Source organism: Streptomyces sp. NPDC002076 (assembly GCF_053593835.1).
The window spans coordinates 149631-169412 of record NZ_JBSFDI010000005.1; the positions used below are offsets into that span (position 1 = coordinate 149631).

Here is a 19782-nt window from a genome sequence, read left to right on the forward strand (position 1 = left end):
AGTCGGCCCACGGAACTCATGAGGTGGCGGGCACGGCGGCGGGGGCGAGGGTGCGGCGGAGCCGGTTGAACAGTTTCGGCTGGTTCAGGGAGAGCACCGCGACCGGCGTGTCCTCGCGCCGGTAGACGGCGGTGAAGGAACGGCTGTCCAGGTCGCCGTCGACGACCTGGGGCTCTGCGCCGGGAGCGACGTGGCCGGCGAGCTGGATGCGCACCTGGTACTGGTCGGACCAGAAGTACGGCGCGGTGACCGGGGCGGGGGCCGACACGCCGGAGAGCAGCGTGCGGGCGGCGGTAGTGGCCTGCTCCGTGGCGTTGCTCCAGTGCTCGATGCGGGCGTGCCGCCCCGTGAACGGGTTGGGGCAGCGGGCGACGTCTCCGACGGCGACCACGCCCGGGACGCCGGTGGCGCAGCCGGCGTCGCACACCACGCCGTCGTCCACCTGGACGCCGCAGCCGGCGAGCCAGTCGGTGGCGGGCCGTACGCCCACCCCGACCACGACGATGTCGGCGGGCAGCACGCGCCCGTCCGTCAGCCGGACGCCGGTCACCCGGCCGTTGCCGGTGAGTCCAGCGACACCGGTTCCGCACAGCAGGCCGACCCCGTGGTCGCTGTGGAGCGAGGAGCACACCAGCCCCATCTCGCGGCCCAGTTGGCGTTCCAGCGGCACGTTCAGCGCCTCGACGACGGTGACGTGGAGCCCGAGCCGGTGGGCGGTGGAGGCCACCTCGGCGCCGATGAAGCCGGCGCCGATGACGACGACGCGGGGCAGGCCGTTCAGCAACTCGGTGCGCAGGGCCTGGGCGTCGTCCAGGGTGCGCAGCGTGTGGACGCCGCCCAGTCCGTCCGCGCCGGGGAGCGTCCGGGGAGCGGCGCCGGTGGCGATGACGACGCCTTCGGTGCGCACATCCCGCCCTCCGGCCAGAGTGACGGTCCGGGCGGCGGGGTCGAGTCGCACCGCGCGCTCGCCGAGCAGCCACTGCACATCGAGGTCCTCGTATTCGTCCGCGTCGCCGAGCGCGAGCGCGTCGGCGTCGAGGTCGCCCTTGAGGAAGTCCTTGGACAGCGGCGGGCGGTCGTAGGGGGCGTGCCGCTCCTCCCCGACGACGACGATCTCGCCGTCGTAGCCCTGTGCGCGCAGCGCGCGGACCGTGCTCAGGCCTGCCAGCGACGCGCCGACGACGGTGATGCTCCTCATGCGGGCTCCCCGAGGAAAGTGCCAAGCGTCTCGGATGACACAACGGCAATCGCTATACGCAACATGCTTTCTGCGGCTTCGGGGCACTGTCAAGGGGACGGGACACACCGGTCGCCCATGGCGAAGAAAATTGCGCAATGCGCAACAGTGCGGCCTGCCCAAAACGGGCGAGGGCCCGGTTCAGAGGGCAGAGTCGTCCCACTGGTCCAGCAGGGCGTCGCCCATGGCTTCCTCAGGCCCGCCCCCGGCGGTTTCCAGTGCCTGTTCACACCAGATGACCTTGCCGCGAGCGGCGTACCGGACCCCCCCAGCGGCGGGCGAACTGGGCCACGAGGAACAGCCCTCGGCCGCCCTCGTCGGGGGTGGCCGCGCGGCGCATGTCAGAGTAGGAGATCTCGTCCAGCCCCCAGGACTCCAGGCGGCGAGCGCAGGCGGCGCGCAGGGGAGCGATGGCGGCGGGATCGGCGGGTACGTCCCAGTCGGCGACGCGATCCGGATCCGTGAGCCGGGTGCGGGCGACCAGGAGGGCGATGTCGTCGCTGGGACGGTCGGGCAGCAGCGCGTCGAGCACGGCCTGGCAGTCCCCTTCCGGTGTCCGGTCGGGTCCGGCCAGCGCGCCGGCGAGGAGCCGGAGGCCGGTGTCGAGGTCGCGGTCGCGGTTCTCGACGAGTCCGTCGGTGTAGAGAGCGAGCCGGGTGCCCTCGGCCACGTGCAGTTCGGCGGTCTCGACGGGGAGACCGGCACAGAGGCCGAGCGGCGGTGCGACGGGAACGTCGGGGAACGTGACCGTGCCGTCCGGGCTGACGAGGGCGGGTCCCGGATGACCGGCCGGGGCGATGCAGCAGCGGCCGGAGACGCGATCGTAGATCGCGAACAGGCAGGTGGCACCGGTGATGCCGGCGCCCTGGTCCTCGGCGGTCTCGGTCTCGTCGATCTGTGCGACCAGTTCGCCCAGATGGCTCAGGAGTTCGTCGGGGCATTCCGGCAAGCACCGCACCCCTGCACTGACCTCGTGGCCATACGAGTCGGCGTTCCGGACAGACGCCGACAAATGCGACGAAGGCCTGCGGGTGCCGGCAGAGGCTGCCTTCGTCCCCATCATGCGGCCGTGCCAGGGGACGGACAACCGGCGGCTCGCCCGCGCCGCACTCAGGAGCAAGGCCCCGAACGGCAATGGCCGGGACCCAGCCGCATCCGGCCAGCCTAGCGTGCCTGTCCCGCGTGAAAACCCGAGTTCGGGCCCCTGATCAGGACGTTTCTCTGCGGGACGGTGATGGACCGGGGCGTGATCGAGATCCATGCGGTGGTCATGGATCTGTCCGCTGACGCGCGGGTCGCTGGAGCCGGCGGGCCTGCGGCTGCCGGGCAACGCGGCCAGGGACGTCGAACTGCTGGGCTGCGACAGCAGCTCGCTGTGCTCCAACGCCTGCTCGGTGAACCGAGGTTGGAACCGGCGGACCGGGCCCTGCCGGCGGCCCTGTCACGTCCGCTGCCCAGACAGAGCTGGAGCAGCCTCTTCGTCACCCCCGGCGACGCTGCTGCGCCGGCACCGAGAGCTGATCGCCGGCAAGTGCCCCCACACACAAGAGCCCCGGTCGGCCGCCGAGATCGGAGGAGACGCGGGAGCCGATCCCGCGTCTCGCGCGGGAGGGTCCGACGTGGGGACACCGCAGAGTGCTGGCACGCAGTCATCTCCGAGGCAGGCCCGCCGACACACGAAGTTAACGCCCCGGACTCGGGTGTGAGACCGGTCCGGCCGACGATCGCAATACCTATCAAGCGACAGGTATCTGTCGACCGATCGGAGGTGCGGCGATGAGCCGGCCCGAACTCCCCCTTGTGCAGAACCCTGGCGGCGGTGGCACGACCGGCCACGCCCTCTTCGGCTACCAGCAGGAACTCCGCCGCGGCGTAGGCAGCTTCGCGTCATTCGCCGCGGGGTTCTCCTTCGTGTCGATCCTCACCACCGTCTTTCAGCTGTTCGGGCTGGGCTTCGGTCTCGGCGGCGCCGCGTTCTTCTGGACCTGGCCGCTGGTCTTCGCGGGCCAACTGCTCGTCGCACTGTGTTTCGCCGAACTGGCCGCGCGCTGGCCCATATCCGGGGCGATCTACCAGTGGTCGAGCCGGCTGGCCGGCACCACGACGGGCTGGTTCGTCGGCTGGATCATGATCATCGGGCAGATACTCACGGTCGCGGCGGCCGCGATCGCGGCACAGGCGGTGCTGCCGGGCATCTGGTCCGGGTTCCAGATCGTCGGCGGTCCGGGCGCCGATCCGTCGGTCGGCTCACCGACCGGCGCACAGAACGCGGTCCTGCTGGGATGCGTCCTGCTGGTCATCACCACGGTGGTGAACATCCTGGGCATCCGCCAGATGGCCGCCGCCACCAGCTTCGGCGTCACGGTCGAGATCATCGGCGTGCTCGCACTGGTGCTGATCCTGTTCTTCCTGCCCGAACGGGGTCCGCAGGTGGTGGCCCACCCCACCGGCTGGGCCGGTCACGGCGGCTACTTCGGGGCCTTCCTCGCGTCCTCACTGATGGCGGCGTACGTGATGGTCGGCTTCGACTCGGCGGGCGAGCTGGCGGAGGAGACCCACAGCCCGCGCCGGACCACTCCCCGGACCATCCTGCGGGCCCTGATCACCTCGGGTGTCGGCGGCGCGTTGCTGATCCTGTCGGGGCTGATGGCGGCGCGAAGTCTGACCGACGGAAAACTGGCAGCCGGTGGTCTGTCCTGGGTGCTCACCGACCGGCTCGGCGGGGTTCTGGGCCGCCTGCTGCTGTGTTGCGTGGCGGTCGCGGTATTCGCCTGCACCCTGGCCGTGCAGACCTCCGGGGCGCGGATGATGTACTCCATGGCCCGCGAAGGCGCCCTGCCCTTCCACCGGCACCTCGGCAAGGTATCGGCCCGCACCGGTACGCCGATCACCACGTCGATCGTGGTGGGCGTCGGCGCCGCGATCGCGCTCGTGGTCAACATCCGCCAGTCGGCGATCTTCACCGCCCTGTCCAGCCTCTGCATCGCCCTGCTGTACCTGGCCTATCTGGGCGTGACGGTGCCGCTGCTGGTCACCCGGATCCGGCAGCGGGGCAGCGGCGGGCTGCCGACGGGCGTCGACGAGACCGGCCGGCCCCTGTTCGCGCTGGGCCGATGGGGAGTGGCGGTCAACACGCTCGCCGTGCTCTACCAGGCCGGCATGACGGTCAATCTGATCTGGCCCCGTGCGGAGATCTACGACCTCACCGGCGGCACGTGGTGGCTGCGGTGGAGCGCCCCGCTGTTCATCGGGCTCAGCCTCGCCGCCGGCGCCGGCTACTTCCTCGCCCGTCGGCTGCACCGCCATATCGAGCTGAGGCACGTACCGCACACGCACACCGAGCCGACCCTGAACGCGCAGGCCGTCGCCGAGCCCGCCTGAGGGCCCGTGTGACACGAGCGGACGCACCGATGGCGTACCGACGAAGGGACGACGGGACATCCATGACCACCACCGAGAGCTCGACGGCCGTAGCGCAGCACGGCCGCTACCCGACCGGGCAGGCTCCCGCCCGCACCCGTGATCTGCACCTGACCGACAGCGTCCGAAGCGCCCGCGACGACGCCCGCGCCCAGGGCGGGCAGGCCGGCGCGTGGATGCCGTACCTTCCGGCGTCGGACAGCCCGTACTGCCCGCCGGGGGTGAACGCGGCCGCCCTGGTGTGGGCGGAGACGGTGGCACCCGGCGGCTACACGCACAAGGTCCTCGCCCGCGGTACGCGGCTGCGCTTCGACGACCCGAGCGGTGACGCCTGCGCCCACCTGCTGCTCTTCAACGCCCTGGAGCCGGTGGAGCGGCTCAACGTCGCCGACACCCAGAAGGTGCCCTGGCAGGCCTATCCGGGCCAGGACCACCCGCTGCTCTCCGGCGACGGCCGGATCCTGGCGGTGGTCAGCGCCGACTCCTCCGGTCGGCACGACGCCTTCTGCGGCACCACCACCGACGCCTGGAACGAGAGCAAGTACGGTGACGCCCGCCCCGAGGGGCCGTCGCCGTCCGGCCGGGGGCTCTTCCTCAAAGCGGCCGCCAAGCACGGTCTGAGCCGGCGCGACCTGCCACCCAGCCTGTCCTTCTTCCAGGGCGTGCGCGTCGAAGCGGACGGCACCCTGGCCTGGCAGGGCAGCGCGGGGGCGGGCACGCATGTCGAACTCGTCGCGGAGATGCCCCTGTTGGTGCTGGTCGCCAATGTCGCCCATCCGCTCGACCCTCGTCCCGGCTATGTGGTCGGCCCACTGCGGGTGCACGCCTGGCGCGGTGCCCCGACCGGCCGGGACGAGCCGCGGTTCACGGCGACTCCGGAACTGCACCGGGCGTACCTCAACACCGTCGACTACTGCGAAGCCCGGGGGTTGTGACATGGCGACCACACGGACCGAGACCACGCCCGTCAGCTGCCCGACCGCCGCCGGCGGCACGGTCGCCTCCACCGTCCCGGTCGGCGCCGTTCACGCGGAGGGCTCCACCCTGGACTGGGGTGCGAGCCTGGTCGAAGGCGAAGTCGTCCTGGACGAGACGGTGGCCCCCAACGCGCCCTGGTCGGCGGTGGTGCGGACGGGGCACGTCCTGACGATCGTCGACGTCGGCGGCAACCAGTCGGCCGACTGTCTGCTCTACAACGCCGACGATCCCGAGGAGCGCTACAGCGTCCCCGACACCCTGGCCTGGCAGGGCAACGCCTATGTACGCACCGGCACCGTGCTGCGCAGCAGCGAGGGCCGCCCGTTGATGACCGTCGTCGCCAACGAGGTCGACCGCCAGGACACCATCGGCGGCGCGTGCGGCAAGGAGTCCAACACCCTGCGCTACGGCCATCATGTGATGTTCCAGCACGGCTGCCGGGAGAACTTCCTCGCCGAGGCCGGGCGGCGGGGCCTCGGGGTGCGGGACATCGTCTCCAACCTCAACTGGTTCATGAACGTGCCCGTCGAGGCGGACGGCGCGCTGGGCATCGTGGACGGCATGTCGGCGCCGGGCCGCCGGGTCGCGGTGCGCGCCGAGACGGACGTGCTGGTGATGGTGTCCAACTGCCCGCAGATGAACAACCCGTGCAACGACTTCAACCCCACTCCGCTGCGGATGATCGTCGTGGAGCCGGCACCGGTCGACGTCGACGCACGGTCCACGGAAGCCGCTCGCACCGCGAAGGAGGGCGCGTGATCCGCCCCACCGCCGTTCTCGTCGCCAACCGCGGTGAGATAGCCCGCCGTGTGATCCGCACCGCCAGGAGGATGGGCCTGGGCACCGTCGCCGTCTTCTCCGACGCCGACCGGTCCGCCCCGCACGTCCGCGAGGCCGATCACGCGGTCCGCCTCGGTCCGGCGCCCGCCCGCGCGTCGTATCTGCGCGGGGAGGCGATCATCGAGGCCGCGCTCGCCCATGGCGCGGGCATCATCCACCCCGGCTACGGCTTCCTCTCCGAGAACACCGTCTTCGCCCGTGCCGTGGAGGACGCCGGTCTGCGTTTCGCGGGACCGACCGCCGACCAGATCACCGCCTTCGGCGAGAAGCACACCGCGCGCGCCCTGGCCAAGGCCGCCGGAGTGCCGCTGCTGGCCGGGACGGAACTGCTGGCAAGCGCCGAGGAGGCCGTCACCGCGGCCTCCTCGATCGGGCTGCCCGTGATGGTCAAGGCCACCGGCGGTGGCGGCGGCATCGGCATGCAGGCCTGCGCCACCGCCGACGAGGTACGCGAGGCCTTCGCCCGCGTCGCGGCGCTCGCGGAGTCCAACTTCGGGTCCGCCGGGGTGTTCCTGGAGCGCCTCGTGCGCCCCGCCCGCCATGTCGAGGTGCAGGTCTTCGGCGACGGCACCGGCCGGATCGCCGTCTTCGGCGACCGGGACTGCTCGTTGCAGCGCCGCAACCAGAAGGTGATCGAGGAGGCCCCGGCCCCGGCCCTGCCTCCTCGTGTGCGGGCACTGCTGCACGACTCCTCGCGCCGGCTGCTCGCCTCGGTCGGCTACCGGGGCGCGGGGACCGTGGAGTTCGTCTACGACCCCGTGCGCGAGGAGGCCGCCTTCCTGGAGGTCAACACCCGTCTCCAGGTCGAGCACCCGGTGACCGAGGAGACGTACGGCGTCGACCTCGTCGAACTGATGCTCGCCCTGGCCCGCGACGGCTGGGTCGAGGACGCGGTGTTCGAGCGGGAGTGGACGCCCGCCCGGCATGCCGTGGAGGCCCGCGTCTACGCCGAGGACCCCGGCAAGGACTCGCTGCCGTCCTCGGGCCTCATCACCCGGTTGGCCTTCCCCGGCCAGGGCGCCGACAACATGCCCGGCGTGCGTGTCGACGGCTTTGCCGAAACCGGTCTGGAGGTCTCGCCGTACTACGACCCCATGCTCGCCAAGGTGATCGCGAAGGGCCCCACCCGGGAGGCCGCGTTCGACGTGCTCGGCCAGGCTCTGGCCGCGAGCCGGGTCGACGGCATCGTCACCAACCTGGGCCTGCTGCGCGAGCTGACCTCGCGGGGCGAGGTGCGCGAGGCCGTGCACAGTACCAGCACGCTCGCCACCACGGCCGACCCCGAGCCGCGCATCGACGTCCTGGTGCCGGGCGCGATGACCACCGTCCAGGACCTTCCGGGCCGGCTCGGCTACTGGAACGTGGGCGTACCGCCGAGCGGCCCCTTCGACACCGTCTCCTTCGCCGAGGCGAATCTGGCCGTCGGCAACCCGGCCCAGGCGCCTGGCCTGGAGGTCACCGCGGGCGGGCTGACCCTGCGCTTCTCGGCCACCACCGTGGTCGCCGTCACCGGCGCTCCCGTCCCGGTCACGGTGGACGGCAGCGCGGCAGCCCTGTGGGAGCCGGTCACGGTCCCGGCCGGCGCCACCCTGGTGCTGGGCGCCTGCCAGGGGCCGGGTCTGCGCACCTACGTGGCCGTCCGGGGCGGCATCGACGTACCCGAATACCTGGGCAGCGCCTCGACGTTCACCCTCGGCGGCTTCGGCGGGCACGGCGGTCGGGCGCTGCGCGCTGGGGATGTGCTGCGACCCGGAGCTTCGGCGACGGCCGGTGGCGGCCCGACCCCGCCCGAGCGCCGGCCGGCGATCACCTCGCACTGGCGAATCGGTGTCACCGAAGGGCCGCACGCGGCGCCCGAGTTCTTCACCCGCGAGGACATCGACACCCTCTATGCCACGGACTACAAGGTCCACCACAACTCGGCCCGCACCGGCGTCCGCCTGATCGGGCCCAAGCCGCGGTGGGCGCGCCAGGACGGCGGAGAGGCGGGCCTGCACCCCTCCAACATCCACGACACGCCGTACGCGGTGGGTGCCCTCGACTTCACCGGCGACACGCCGATCATCCTGGGCCCCGACGGGCCGTCCCTCGGCGGGTTCGTCTGCCCCGCGGTGGTCGCCAGCGGCGAACTGTGGAAGCTCGGCCAGCTCCGCCCCGGTGACACCGTCCGCTTCGTACCGGTCAGGGAAGCCGAGGCGGCCGCCCTCGATGCCCGCCGCTCCTCCCCCACGCTGATCAGCACGGGCGGAGACGGCGACGACGGCGTACTCGGCCGCCTGGAGGCCACCGATGCCCGCCCCGCCGTCACCTACCGCCGGGACGGCGACGACAACGTCCTGGTCGAGTACGGCCCCATGGTCCTCGACCTCGGCCTGAGGATGCGGGTCCACGCCCTGCAGGAGACTCTCGCCGGCCACGCGCCCGAAGGCATCCTCGACGTCACCCCGGGCATCCGCTCCCTCCAGATCCACACCGACGCCCACCGACTCAAGGCCCGTGACCTCACCGCCCTGCTGCGCGAGCTGGAGGACGAAGTCCCGCCCAGCGACGAACTGGTGGTCCCCTCCCGCACGGTGCGGCTGCCGCTCAGCTGGGACGACCCGGCCACCCGGCTCGCCATCGAGCGGTACATGGCCGGGGTGCGCGACGACGCCCCGTGGTGCCCGTGGAACATCGAGTTCATCCGCCGTGTCAACGGCCTTCGGACCGCCGACGACGTCTACCGCACCGTCTTCGACGCCTCCTACCTGGTGCTCGGCCTCGGCGACGTCTATCTCGGCGCCCCCGTCGCCACCCCGCTCGACCCACGGCACCGCCTGGTGACCACCAAGTACAACCCGGCCCGCACCTGGACCGCGGAGAACTCCGTCGGCATCGGCGGCGCCTACCTGTGCATCTACGGCATGGAAGGCCCCGGCGGCTACCAGTTCGTCGGCCGCACCGTGCAGATCTGGAACCGGTTCCGTAAGGGTGGCCTGTTCCAGGACTCGCCGTGGGCGCTGCGCTTCTTCGACCGCATCGAGTGGTATCCCGTCACCGCGGAGGAGCTGCTCGAACTGCGGGCCGAGACCGACGCCGGGCGCGGTGACTTCGCGACCGAGGAGGGCACCTTCTCGATCGCCGAGTACAACGCCTTCCTCGCCGCGGAGGCCGACTCGATCGCCGCGTTCCGCCGGCGGCAGAGCACCGCCTTCGACGCCGAGAAGCAACGCTGGCGAGCCGCCGGAGAGTTCGACCGCGACGACGATCCCGAACCCGTGACCGCCACTGCTGCCGTCACCCTGCCGGACGGGGCGGTCCCGGTCACCGCGCCGTACACCGCCACCGTCTGGCAGATCGCCGCCGAGCCGGGCGCCACCATCGCGAGCGGCGATGCGATCCTCTCCCTGGAGGCGATGAAAATGGAGTCCAAGGTGAACGCCCCCACCGCCGGGACACTGCTGGAGATCTACGTCAAGCCCGGGGAACAGGTCGCCCCCGGCCAGATCCTCGCGGCGGTGCGGGCATGAACGCCATGACACCGTCCGCACGCGTCCAGGCCGCCTACGACCGGATCGAGGACGTCGGCCGGCCCGAAATCTGGATCCACCTCAGGCCGCGCGAGGAGGTGCTCGCCGAGGCGGCCGGTATCGACCCGGCGCTGCCGCTGGCCGGCCTGGTGGTGGCCGTCAAGGACAACATCGACGTCGCCGGGCTCCCCACCACCGCGGGCGCCCCGTCGTACGCCTACGAACCGCAGGCCGACGCGCCGGCGGTGGCGCGGCTGCGCGCGGCCGGCGCGGTGGTGCTCGGCAAGACCAACCTGGACCAGTTCGCCACCGGCCTGGTCGGCACCCGCAGCCCCTACGGTGCGGTGCGCAACGCCTGGGACGCGGCCCGCATCTCCGGCGGGTCGTCCTCCGGATCCGCCGTCGCGGTGGCGCTGGGCATCGCCGACATCGCGCTCGGCACCGACACGGCCGGCTCCGGGCGAGTGCCCGCCGCCCTCAACGGCATCGTCGGCGTCAAGCCCACCAAGGGTCTGGTGCCCGTGACCGGGGTGGTCCCCGCCTGCTACACGCTCGACTGCGTGACCGTCTTCGCCCGCGATCTGCAACTCGCCCGCACCGCCGCGGAGTTCGTCGAGGGCCCCGACCCGGCCGATCCGCTCTCCCGCACCGGCACCCAGCTTCCGCCGCCCCCCGCGCGCCCGCGGATCGCCGTACCGGCCGGGGAGCATCTGAAGGGCATGGCCGGTGGCTGGCACGAGGCCTTCGACGCCGCCGTCGCCCGCCTGGCGGGCACCGGGGCGGAGATCGTCGAAACCGACATCACCCCGCTGCTTCAGGCTGCGGAACTGCTGTACGGCGGCGCGTTCGTCGCCGAGCGGTACGCCGCCGTGGGCGCGCATCTGGAGAAGCACCGCGATCTGATCGGGGCGGACCTCGATCCGACCGTCGCCGCCATCGTGCTGGCAGGCCGGGAGAAGACCGCCGCCGACTGGGCCGCCGACGTCGCCAGGCTCGCCGCGCTCGGTGCCGCCGGGCGCGCGGTGCTCGACGGCTGTACAGCTCTCCTGACGCCGACCACCACCTGGCATCCCACCCTCGAGGAGGTGGCGGCCGACCCGCTCGGCGCCAACGCCCGGTTGGGACGGTTCACCAACTTCGCCAACCTGCTGGACTGCGCCTCGCTCGCCGTTCCCGCCGGGTTCGTGGACGGCCTTCCGTTCGGCGTGATGTTCACCGGACCGGCCTTCTCCGACCGCGCCCTGGCCGCGCTGGCCGAGCGGTTCGCCAACCCCGGGCTCGACCTGTTCGTGGTCGGCGCCCACCTCACCGGTCAGCCCCTCAATGCCCAGTTGGTGCAGGCCGGCGGCACCCTCACCGGCCCGGCCCGCACCGCGGGCGGCTACCGGCTGTACGCCCTGGCCACCGAGCCGCCCAAGCCCGGCCTGCTCCGGGTCACCGAGGGCGGGCGGGACGCCGGCGCCGGGGCGGGTCACGCCACGGCGTCAGGCGGCGACGCGCGGACGGGCGTCGAGGGCGAGATCTGGCGGCTGCCCGCTGCCGGGTTCGGGGCGTTCACCGCCGCCGTGCCCGCGCCGATGACCATCGGGACCGTCGAACTGGCCGACGGGCGGCAGGTCTGCGGCTTCCTCGTCGAGCCGTACGCCGTCGAGGGCGCGCCCGACATCACCCGCTTCGGTGGCTGGCGGGCGTACACGGCGTCCGCGTGACCGGAGGCGGCAGGGCGGACGCCTGGTGGCAGGATGGGGTCATGACGACGACGCGTCCCCGTCAAGGTAGGCCCCGGCACACGCCGCCGTCCGACCCCGGCACCTCCGCCCGGGAAGAGATCCTCGACGCCGCCGGGGCGCTCTTCGTCGACCATGGGGTCAGCAGCACCAGCACCCGCATGATCGCCGAGCGGGTCGGCATCAGGCAGGCCTCCCTCTACTACCACTTCGCCACCAAGGAGGAGATCCTCGCCGAGCTGCTGGCGACGTCTGTCCGGCCCAGTCTGCAGATGGTGGACCGGATCCGGGCGCTGGTGCCCGAGCGGGCGAATCCGGCCGCCGCGCTGTACGCCGTTGCCGCGATGGACGTACGCACCCTCTCCCGCACTCCGTACAACATCGGCACGCTCTATCTGCTGCCGGAAGTGCAGGCCGAGCGGTTCGACGCCTTCCGGGCCGAACGGGGCCGTCTGCAGTCGAGCTACGGCACGCTGGGCGCCCTGGCGGCGACCGAGGACGTCGCGCGCGGCCTGCCGGCCGAGCGGCTCGGTGAACTGCTGATCCAGCTGGTGGAGGTCGTCATCCAGATACGGCGCTCCCGTGAGCCGGATGCGGCTGACACCGAGGCCATCGCGTCGTCGTGCCTGCGCCTGTGCGGGCTCGGAGAGCCGGCGGTTGCCGCCGCCCGGGAGGAGGGCCGAACGCTGCTGAGCAGCCTGGACCGACCGCCGGCCCTGTAGGTGCCAGTAACCTCACCCGTGCTGGTCAGAACGCGCGTGAGCCCTGTCGTGAGTCCCTGCGCTCAGGGGTGACGATGGGGGGCCTCGCTCGGTGATTGCCCACTGGCTCCGGGCGACGCCCGGATGGTCCGGTGCTGCTGCGACTGCCTTACGTGGCCCTGACGAGCGTGTTCACCTTGATACGCCTCCTGCCGATGGGCGACCGAGACAAGGACGCCGAGAACCTGGCACTGCGCCACCAACTGGCCGTGCTGCAGCGGCAGATCGACAAGCCCAACCTCACCTGGCCCGACCGCGCGCTGCTCGCCGCGCTCCGGCACCGCCCCCCGAGCACGACTTGGTACGACTCCAATTGATCGTCTCCCCCGACACGCTGCTGCGCCGGCACCGCGACTTGCGGCGCCGCCGCCACGCCAAGGCCTCACGCCCCAAGCGTCCCGGTCGACCACGCACCGTGCGCTCCGTCCGCGCTGTGGTGCTCAGGCTCGCCAGCGAGAACCCGAGCCGGTGCAGGTCATCGGTCCTCACCGGGTGGGAGCGGGCGGAAGCTCACCCAGCGCACGCATGAGGGCGATCTGCGCCTGGTCCCGCTGAGATGCGAGTTCCTCGATGGGTCGGTCGCCGAGGTAGGCCTCGGCCTGCTCGCTCAGGAGTTTGACGGTGGCTTCGTCGAAGGTCGGGCTTCCCAGGAACTTCCAACTCTGTTCCATCGCGGGAGCGAAATGCGAGAGGAAGTGAGCAAATCCGCCGGAACCGCCGCCGAGATGGAAACTCTGAAAGGGCCCGGCAACCGCCCAACGCGGGCCGATCGAAGAAGTGACGAGTTCGTCGAGTTCCCGCTCGGTCACCACTCCCTCGGCCACCAGATGGACGCACTCGCGGAAGAAGGCCGCCTGCAGGCGGTTCGCGACAAACCCCGGAACTTCCTTGTGCAGGACCTGGGGCTTCTTGCCCAGGGCGCTGTAGAAGGCGCGCGCCTGCTCAACGGTCTCCTCCGAGGTGAGCCTGCCCGGAACGATCTCGACAAGAGGCACCAGGTGCGGCGGGTTGAAGGGGTGCCCGACGATCAGGCGCTGGGGCTGCTTGAGGACCGTGGCGATCTCGCTGGCCGGAAGACCCGAGGTCGAGGTGGCGAAGAGCGCATGGGCAGGAGCGTTCTCCTCGATGGTGGCCCACATCCGGTGCTTGATCTCCAGGCGCTCCGGGCCGTTTTCCTGCACCACGTCGGCGTGGGCCACCGCGGCGGCCAGATCGGCCTCGAAACGCAGCCGGGCAGTCAGGTCGTCCGTCCGCATGCCCAGCTCTTCCAGCGTGGGGGCGATGTCTGCCAGACCTGCGCGGACCTGGCTCTCCGTCGTGGGAGCCGGGTCGCTGATGGTGACCTCACAGCCGTGGGCGAGGCACAGGGCTGCCCACGACATGCCGATGACGCCGGCGCCGACGATGGTGACGTTACGGAACGATTCCGCGTTCGCAGTGTTCATGGTGTGCGATTCCTTACGGGTGGTGAGCGTCGCACCGCGACATTGCATGAAGTGTTTGAGGGCTGCCGCGGGCCTGCCATGCTGACGGATGGCGTGCTTGATCTCTGTTGCCGAGAAATCGCAGGCAAAGTACGCATGGCGAATTTTCCGAGTTCCACGCCTGCCCCTCTCGCGCTTCTCGACGGTGTCGGCCCCGTACGAGCCGACACCCCCACGTCACTGCGCCGGCACCTGCATGCGCCGGCTCGCGTCGATCACGGCATCACCATGGTCTTTCTCGACCTCGACATCGAGAACGGTGCAGACCCGTCCGAAGGACCAGTAGAACCCGGTCACCTGCATGATCTCGAGGATCTCGCGTGGAGTGAGGCGCTCCTTCACCGCGGAGAAGATCTCGTCGGAAACGGTCGGGGCGGCGACGACCGCGGCCACGAAGCGGATGATTGCGCGGTCGTCGCCGGGGAGCTCCGGGGCGTTGAAGTCCTTGCGCTCGATCGCGTCCCGTACGGCGTCCGACACACCGACGGACGCTGAGATCGGCACGTGCTGGGTGAACTCATATGCGCAGTCCGTGGCGCTGGCCGTGGTCAGAATGGTCAGTTCACGGTCTCGCGGGGAGAGCGCCAGCTGGGTGAACTGCGCCTGGCCCTGCCGGAGGAAGATCTCGACGGTGGCCTGCGAGTGCGACAGCATGTCGAATGCCGCGTGCTGCGGCAGCTGGTCGAGGAACTCACGCAGTTCCTTGGGAAAGTCCTGCCGGTCGGGGTAGGTAAGACGGGACACAACGGCTCCTTCTGGGAATGCGACGGTGAAGTGCTGCTCTGCGACGGCAGTGGATGGGCCACTCGGTATGCCGGGCCGTTAGGCCGCATGCCATATCGTCTCCGCGTCTTCGAGGTCCACACCATTTCGAATGGTTGGCCACCCTCGCCGGACTGCGGGGCGATTGCCTGCATTTGCCAATCTAGGCTTGCGTGACCGTGACGCACCGAAGCTCGACTACAAATTCTCGTAGTGCTTACGCCAATCGGCATGGAGTCGCATTCCGGTCAGAGTGCTACCGCGGGCGCGGGCGAGGCTGTTCGGCTCGATGGAACATTCGTGCCGACCCGCCGTCGACCCTCGCCGTGATTGTCGTGAGCGTTCCCCGCAGGCATGCCCTGCTCTCAAGTCGGCACCCATGCGCTCGGTCCGCCCGCATGCCTCGGTCCACGTGCGGCGCACACTCCACGGCACACAAGGATGACGGAATCCCCCATCACGTCTGATAGAGACGGAGCGCGACCAGGGACGCGACGAGTCCGTCGCCGCTACGCGGATCGAGTCCGGTGAGTTCGTGCCACCGGCCGAGCCGGTAAGCCAGCGAGTTGGGGTGCAGGTGCAGCCCGCGGGCCGCGGCGGCCACCGACAGGCCGTGGTCTGCGAATGCGACCACGGCCTGGGCCAGGTGGGGGTCCGTGCGCGCCGTGGCCACGGCCTTGGTGAACAGCGGAGCCAAGCGGGTGGCCTGCCCGCCGAGGCCGGCGGCGAGCCAGGCGTCGGCGAAGTACACGACACGGCACTGTTCGCCCGTCCGGGACAGCGCCTGGGTCGCGTCGGTGATGCTGTCCGCCGCCCCGGCCAGGCCGGGGCGGGACAGGCCGACGCCGATCGCGGTGGCGTCCCGCCGCGGCGGGATGGCCGCGGCGGCTGCGGCCACGGCGTCCGGGTCGTGCCGCTGCCCCAGGACCAGGAGCCGGGTGCCGGCGGTGGCGCAGTGGAGTTCGCCGGTCAGGGCGGTCAGCCGAAGGCGCAGCTGTTCGGTGCGGTCGTCCTGCCAGTCCTCGGCGGGCAGGCACAGCGCCTGGAACTCGCCGTCGATTCGGTAGCCGAGCGCCTGGGCCAGGGGGGCCGACGCCTCCACCTGGACGGGTTCGGCGGTGAGTGCGGCGAACAGCCGGTGGGCGAGCGTGACCCGGGTGACCTGAGCGCGCCGGAGTTCCTCGCCGTAGGCCTCGGATGCGTTGCCGGTGAGGACCCGGATCCAGGTCCAGATGAGCGTGACCAGATGCGTCAGGTCGCCGACGTGCTCGGGGTGGTCGGCCGTGGCCCGCTGCAGGATCAAGTTCCACGCCTCGCGAAAGGTGACGTGATAGGCCCCGAGCATGAGTTCGATGGGCAGGCCCTGCTCGGCGCGCCGCCGCCCCAGCTCCCGGGCGTGCGCAATCTGCTCCTCCCCCGGCGGCCGCTGCTCGGCGATGCCGGCGAACAGCATGCGGCCCTGGTACAGCACGAAGTCTCGGTGTTCCTCCGTAGGCACGACGGCGTAGTCGGGGATCTCGGCCCGGATTCGCCGGACGACCTCGAGACTGATCACCGGCAGGTCGTCGGTGATGTGTGCGCAGATCTGAGCAACGGCGTTCCGGGCCGCGCCCGTGAGGGGCGTCGACAGTGCCGGGTTCTCGGATTCCACGAACCTGACCCTAGCATTTCCGGATTTTCACCGTAGATCCAGAGCGCCGAGTGGTGAAAATCTCAAATCTCGGACAGAAGATCGGTCCGCGGGGAGGTGCCGACACGGGGAACCGTGAGGTCGAAGGGTGAGCGGCGAACGGTTGGCCCGACAGCGCCGGGGCTCGTGGATTCCACAAATCCTGGCTCAGCATCTCCAGGTTTTCGCCGTAGTTTTGTCCGTTATGTAGTGAAATGCTCGAACCGTTAGCGGAAATCCCGTGGAACAGGCGCATCTGCCGGAAACCGAGGTCAGACATGACAGGCGACTACACCGTTGGCGACCACCTTCTTGCCAGGCTCGACGAGATCGGTGTCCAGCACGTGTTCGGCGTGCCGGGCGACTACAACATGGCCTTCCTCGATCGCATCGTCGAGCACGACCGGATCAGCTGGGTCGGCAACGCCAACGAGCTCAACGCCGCCTACGCAGCCGACGGCTACGCCCGCGTCAACGGGGCCGGCGCCCTGCTGACCACCTACGGTGTGGGCGAGCTCAGCGCGATCAACGGGATCGCCGGCGCCTACGCCGAATACGGCCCGGTCATCCACATCGTGGGCGCACCGTCCACGGCGGCGCAACAGGCCGGCGCGCTGCTCCACCACACCCTCGGTGACGGCGACTACCGGCACTTCGCCCGGGCACACGCCGAGGTCACCGTGGCCCAGGCCTACCTGAGCGCGGGCAACGCGATCGCCGAGATCGACCGGGTGCTGGCCACCAGCCAACGGGAACGGCGTCCCGGTTACCTCGTACTGCCCACCGACGTGGCCGCGAGCCCGGCTGAGCCGCCGTCGCAGCCGCTTCTCGTACCCGCGCCAGAGGCATCGGCCCGGGTGCTGGCGGAGTTCACCGACGCCGCACGCACCATGCTGGCCGAGGCCGACACACTGGGTCTTCTCGCCGACTTCCTGGCCGACCGGTTCGGTGTCCGGGCCGAGGTGGCCGAGCTGGTCGCTGCCGGCCGGATCCCGAACGCGACGCTGTCCATGGGCAAAGGCGTGCTCGACGAGAGCGCCCCCTCTTTCACCGGCACCTACAGCGGCGCCGCCAGCCACAAGCGTGTGCTCGCCGCCATCGAGCAGGCCGACGTACTGCTGTCGGTCGGTGTGCGGTTCAGCGACAGCACCACTGCGTTCAGCCACCGAATCGACGCGGAGCGGACCATCGACATACAGCCCTGCGCCACCCACATCGGCGACCGGGTGTTCGCTCCCCTGCCGATGCGCGACGCCGTGCGTGCGCTGATCGGGGTGCTGGCCGAGTCGGGCCGGTCGTGGGCGCGCCCGGATCTTCCGCCGGCCTCAGCCGATGACCTGGCCGACGAGACGCCCTCCGACAGCGCGGAAGCCTTGCGTCACGCGACGTTCTGGCCGGCGATCCAGAGCTTCCTGAGGCCGGGCGACATAGTGGTCGCCGAGCTGGGCACCTCGCTCTTCGGAGCGCAGGCGATGCGGCTGCCGGCTGGGGCGACTTTCATCGGCCAGCCGTTGTGGGCCTCCATCGGGTACACCCTCCCGGCGACCCTCGGCGCACAGCTCGCGGCGCCCGGGCGGCGCACGATCCTGCTCATCGGGGACGGCTCCGCACAGGTGACCGCTCAGGAGCTCGGCACCCATCTGCGGGAAGGCTGCACGCCGATCGTGCTGCTGATCAACAACGGCCGCTACACCATCGAGAACGTACTCCACGGTGGGGAGCGTCGCTACAACGACATTCCCCGATGGAACTGGAGCCTGCTCCCGGCGGCCATGGGAGGCAAGTCGGCGGCCACCATGCGGGCGAGTACACCGGCCGAGCTGAGCGCGGCACTGGCCAGCGCCGCCGATCCGGCCGACCTGGTGCTGCTGGAGGCCGTACTGCCCCCGTCGGACGTTCCGGAGGTGCTCATGCGGGCCACGGAGCAGTTGCTCGCCGCTGCCCACGATGCCGGCGCGGGCCGCTGAACACCGATGACACCCGGACCGACCATCGAGACACCCCATCGGCGGAAACAGCACTATGGATCATTTTCTCCCCGGCACGCGGCATGGAAGCACGGCGGTAATGCCGCGGGCCTGGACGGCCGCGCTGCGAATGATCAGTACGGTCCGTGCGAGAGAGAGTGAGTACGTCCTGCGCCATGGCGTGAAGAGCCTGGCCGCAGCGGTGCTCGCGTGGCAGCTCATCGCCTTGTGGCTACCGGGGCAGCAACAGTTCCTCGGCGTCGGCACGGCGTTGGTCATGGCCAATGCGTCCACGGTGTACAGCTCGGTGGTCCATGCCGCGCGCCGGGTGGCGATCCAGGTGTCAGGTGTCTCCCTGGCTGTCGCCGCCGCCTGGTTGCTGGGGGCCACCGCCGGAGCCATCGTGGCCGTCCTGATCGTGGTGCTGTTCACCGGTGGACGTCGTAACGGTGAGGACCGGCTTCAAGTCGCTTCGACTGCGGTGATCAGCCTGACGGCCGCCGCAGCGGCTCCGGTCGGGCATGTGGTCGTCCCCGCGGTCTCCACCCTTGCAGGCGCCACGGTGGGAGTCGCGGTCAATGCCTTGGTCTTCCCACCGACGTATCTCAGCCAGTCCGACGCCGCCGTGCGCGGCCTGGCCCGCTGCACGGGCACGTTGCTGCGGGACATGGGCCGTGACGTGAGGGAAGGACGGTCTGCGAGTCACGCGCACCTCTGGCTGGAGAGGGCACGAGAGCTGGAGCGGCAGGTCTCGGACGCTCGCGACGAGGTGCAGAAGGCTGCTGAGAGCCTGCGCTGGAACGCCCGCGCAGCCGCGCACCGACAGCACATGTCCGCAGTCTGCGAATACACCTTCGAAGCTCTCCACGGGGCGTCGTTCCAGGTGCGAGGTATCGCCAGGACTCTGGCCGACAGCCTCGGCCAGGACAGCACCGACCACGGCCTGAAGCAGGGATTCGCAGTGCGATACGGGGAGGCCCTCGAGTTGGCAGGGCAGGTCTTCCTCACATATGCCGCTCTCGGTGTGGCGGCCGACGCACGTCAGGACGATGCCCGGAGGCAGTTGCGGACAGTGATCGATCGCATGCTGACCTGGCATGCGACGGTGACCGATCTGCTCGAGCGCGGCGCACTGACCGATCTGAACGCGTGGCAGGTCTACGGTTCGCTCGTCGCCGACGTGGAGCGACTCCTCACTGATCTGGACGGCATCGAGCCACCCGAAGAAGCAGATACGGCTGAACTTGTCAGCGTTCGTGGCGTACTGAGTCGACGATCGGATCGAGCATCTGTCTCGAACGTCTGTCGTGAACATCTGTCGTGAGACACGGAGAGTAGACATGTCACGTGAGCCGAGAGCGAGGCGCGCAATGTCAGCTGGGTCAACCGATGCCGTCGAAGCCTGGTGGTCAGGGGGCGAGTACGTCT

General features: G+C 70.7%; 13 protein-coding genes and 1 pseudogene. 9 read left to right on the forward strand and 5 right to left on the reverse strand.

Annotated elements, in window-relative coordinates; translation table 11 throughout:
* Positions 1 to 16: 16 nt before the first annotated feature.
* Together ACWCQS_RS12725 and ACWCQS_RS12730 are read right to left on the reverse strand one after the other, a co-directional pair.
* A complete protein-coding gene (locus tag ACWCQS_RS12725) occupies positions 17 to 1198 on the reverse strand; it encodes an NAD(P)/FAD-dependent oxidoreductase (protein WP_451004442.1) in 1182 nt (393 codons plus the stop codon).
* A 180-nt stretch (positions 1199 to 1378) separates the two neighbouring features.
* Positions 1379 to 2252: pseudogene (locus tag ACWCQS_RS12730) on the reverse strand (ATP-binding SpoIIE family protein phosphatase); the annotation flags it as partial.
* Between the two features lie 761 nt (positions 2253 to 3013).
* Here ACWCQS_RS12730 and ACWCQS_RS12735 point away from each other — a divergent pair.
* The 7 genes from ACWCQS_RS12735 (at position 3014) to ACWCQS_RS12765 (ending at position 12789) form a co-directional block, all read left to right on the forward strand.
* Positions 3014 to 4618, forward strand: coding sequence for an amino acid permease (locus ACWCQS_RS12735; RefSeq protein ID WP_451004443.1), 1605 nt, complete (start codon positions 3014 to 3016; stop codon positions 4616 to 4618).
* 62 nt (positions 4619 to 4680) lie between these two features.
* A complete protein-coding gene (locus ACWCQS_RS12740) occupies positions 4681 to 5592 on the forward strand; it encodes an urea amidolyase associated protein UAAP1 (protein WP_451004444.1) in 912 nt (303 codons plus the stop codon).
* 1 nt (position 5593) lies between these two features.
* Positions 5594 to 6394 carry an urea amidolyase associated protein UAAP2 gene (locus tag ACWCQS_RS12745; protein WP_451004445.1) on the forward strand — a complete coding sequence of 267 codons (801 nt, stop codon included), beginning with the start codon at positions 5594 to 5596 and terminating at the stop codon, positions 6392 to 6394.
* The gene (gene uca / locus ACWCQS_RS12750; RefSeq protein WP_451004446.1) at positions 6391 to 9984 is read left to right on the forward strand and encodes an urea carboxylase; all 3594 of its coding nucleotides are present in this window, start codon (positions 6391 to 6393) and stop codon (positions 9982 to 9984) included. Before ACWCQS_RS12745 ends, uca begins: the two co-directional genes overlap by 4 nt.
* A gap of 5 nt (positions 9985 to 9989) precedes the next feature.
* Entirely contained in the window at positions 9990 to 11693 is a 1704-nt protein-coding gene (locus ACWCQS_RS12755; RefSeq protein ID WP_451004724.1) for an allophanate hydrolase, read from the forward strand.
* Between the two features lie 41 nt (positions 11694 to 11734).
* Complete coding sequence (locus ACWCQS_RS12760; RefSeq protein ID WP_451004447.1) at positions 11735 to 12433, forward strand: TetR/AcrR family transcriptional regulator; 699 nt, start codon at positions 11735 to 11737, stop codon at positions 12431 to 12433.
* A gap of 194 nt (positions 12434 to 12627) precedes the next feature.
* Positions 12628 to 12789 (forward strand): hypothetical protein, encoded by a 162-nt coding sequence (locus ACWCQS_RS12765; protein ID WP_451004448.1) that lies wholly within the window; start codon positions 12628 to 12630, stop codon positions 12787 to 12789.
* A gap of 168 nt (positions 12790 to 12957) precedes the next feature.
* Here ACWCQS_RS12765 and ACWCQS_RS12770 read toward each other — a convergent pair whose 3' ends face one another.
* From ACWCQS_RS12770 to ACWCQS_RS12780, 3 genes are all read right to left on the reverse strand, one after another.
* Positions 12958 to 13917: a 3-hydroxyacyl-CoA dehydrogenase NAD-binding domain-containing protein gene (locus ACWCQS_RS12770; RefSeq protein WP_451004449.1), complete on the reverse strand. Its 960-nt coding sequence runs from the start codon at positions 13915 to 13917 to the stop codon at positions 12958 to 12960.
* A gap of 216 nt (positions 13918 to 14133) precedes the next feature.
* Positions 14134 to 14700, reverse strand: coding sequence for a carboxymuconolactone decarboxylase family protein (locus tag ACWCQS_RS12775; protein WP_451004450.1), 567 nt, complete (start codon positions 14698 to 14700; stop codon positions 14134 to 14136).
* A 475-nt stretch (positions 14701 to 15175) separates the two neighbouring features.
* Complete coding sequence (locus tag ACWCQS_RS12780; protein ID WP_451004451.1) at positions 15176 to 16369, reverse strand: PucR family transcriptional regulator; 1194 nt, start codon at positions 16367 to 16369, stop codon at positions 15176 to 15178.
* Between the two features lie 296 nt (positions 16370 to 16665).
* Here ACWCQS_RS12780 and ACWCQS_RS12785 point away from each other — a divergent pair, with 296 nt between their 5' ends.
* Positions 16666 to 18354: an alpha-keto acid decarboxylase family protein gene (locus ACWCQS_RS12785; RefSeq protein ID WP_451004452.1), complete on the forward strand. Its 1689-nt coding sequence runs from the start codon at positions 16666 to 16668 to the stop codon at positions 18352 to 18354.
* Between the two features lie 55 nt (positions 18355 to 18409).
* A complete protein-coding gene (locus ACWCQS_RS12790) occupies positions 18410 to 19678 on the forward strand; it encodes an FUSC family protein (RefSeq protein ID WP_451004453.1) in 1269 nt (422 codons plus the stop codon).
* Positions 19679 to 19782: the final 104 nt, after the last annotated feature.